Origin of the sequence: Streptomyces sp. NPDC016459, from assembly GCF_040632845.1 — a bacterium.
Classification (GTDB): Bacteria; Actinomycetota; Actinomycetes; order Streptomycetales; family Streptomycetaceae; genus Streptomyces.
This window is the reverse complement of the sequence record NZ_JBEYCR010000050.1, coordinates 1-1,475: the sequence shown is the minus strand read 5'-3', so window position 1 is coordinate 1,475 and position 1,475 is coordinate 1. Positions and strand designations below refer to the sequence as shown.

The window sequence follows — 1,475 nt, the reverse complement described above, 5'->3', positions numbered from 1 at the left end:
CCCGCCGATGATGCATCCGTCCGGTCTCGGCGACGGCGAACACGCCGGTGCACGCCGCGGCGATCCGGGTGGTCGCGTCGTCGAGGCGCCCGAGCGAGGCGATGACCGAACGAGCATCTCGGCTCTGGAGGGCGTCGTTGGTAGCGGCGGCCGTGAGGGTTCCAAGCGCAGGGACGACGACCACGTCGAACTCTGCGGACTCCGACAGCGGGTGGTCCACCGACAGGGTCATCGATGCCGTCGTGGTCACTCTCCGTTTCGGTCCGAGGATGGCGAGTTCGATCGGGTCGATCCGCGGGTCGACATCGCCGCGGGCTCCGTCGGCCACCCGCACGATGTCGATGACCGACGCGACAGCCGAACCGAAGCAGCCGTCGATCGCGATCAGTCCGATACGCATGGCGCGAACAATAGCAATACTGCCGTATACGCCACTTCTCACATGCCCTTGCTCGTCATACGCTTAACTCGCTTCACCAAGAAACCTCGACACCTAGGTGTACGAGGCACGGACGTTAGTTACGCGATGCCGGCGGTAAGCGGCGGGCGGTCGTCCTCCGCGTGTTGAATGCGGTCGGTGGTAATTGTAGTGAACATTCCAGATTTCGACGGCAGTGCGCCGCTCAGCTTCGCTGGTGTACTCGCGGGAGTACAGCAGTTCTTCGGCGAGGATACGGTTGTAGCGTTCGACCTTCCCGTTATGTTTCGGGGTGTACGGCTTGATCCGGTAGTGCCGCGCTTCGCGTAATGAAACGGTGAAATCTGCTGCCCGGTAGCATGATCCGTTGTCGGTGATCACGCGCTCGATACGGGTGATGCCGTGGGCGGCGAAGAAGACGCGGGCGTTGTTCATGAAATCGATGGCTGTTGCTGCGGTTTCGTTGTCGCGGGCTTCGGTGTACGCCAGGCGGGTGTTGCCGTCGATCGCGGAATGCAGGTAGGTGTAGCCGATGCGGGCCTGCTTGTTCTTCGTTTTCCGGCGTTGGGATCGTTTGGCCTTGTCGGAGCCGCGGCCGTGGGCACGCCACCCGCCGCCGTCCGGGATCTTCCCGACTTTCTTGACGTCGACGTGGACCATCTGACCAGGTCGCTTGGCGGCGATGACCTGGGGTTTTCGGTTGGTTTCGCCGTTCGGGTCGATGAACCGGCGACGGTGCAATCCCAGGCTCCGCAGGATTCTCGTGACCGTCCGACGAGCAATGACGATGCCGTCGGTGCCCAGTTCGAACGTGATTCGTGAAGCCGACCATTTCCGGCTCCGGCGCATTGCTTCGATCTCGGCCACAAGCCCTGCCGCTGTAGCGGTCGGTTGATGGTGCGGCGTGCTGGATCGGTCCTGAATTCCCAGGTCACCGTACTTGCGATACCTATTGACCCACTTGGAAGCGCATTGTCGGGAGATGCCCATTTCGGCGGCGACGTGGGCGATCGGACGACTCTGGCACCGCTCGATCAGGCGTCGTCTTCCCTCCACG

At 62.7% G+C, this 1,475-nt stretch carries 1 protein-coding gene and 1 pseudogene; both read right to left on the bottom strand.

All coding sequences use genetic code 11. From position 1 onward, the window contains the following. Nucleotides 1–400, bottom strand: a pseudogene (locus ABZ567_RS32355) (AraC family transcriptional regulator); the annotation flags it as partial. A 93-nt stretch (nt 401–493) separates the two neighbouring features. After that, nucleotides 494–1,474, bottom strand: a complete 981-nt coding sequence (locus ABZ567_RS32350; RefSeq protein WP_360796948.1) for an IS481 family transposase — start codon at nt 1,472–1,474, stop codon at nt 494–496. Nucleotide 1,475 lies beyond the last annotated feature (1 nt).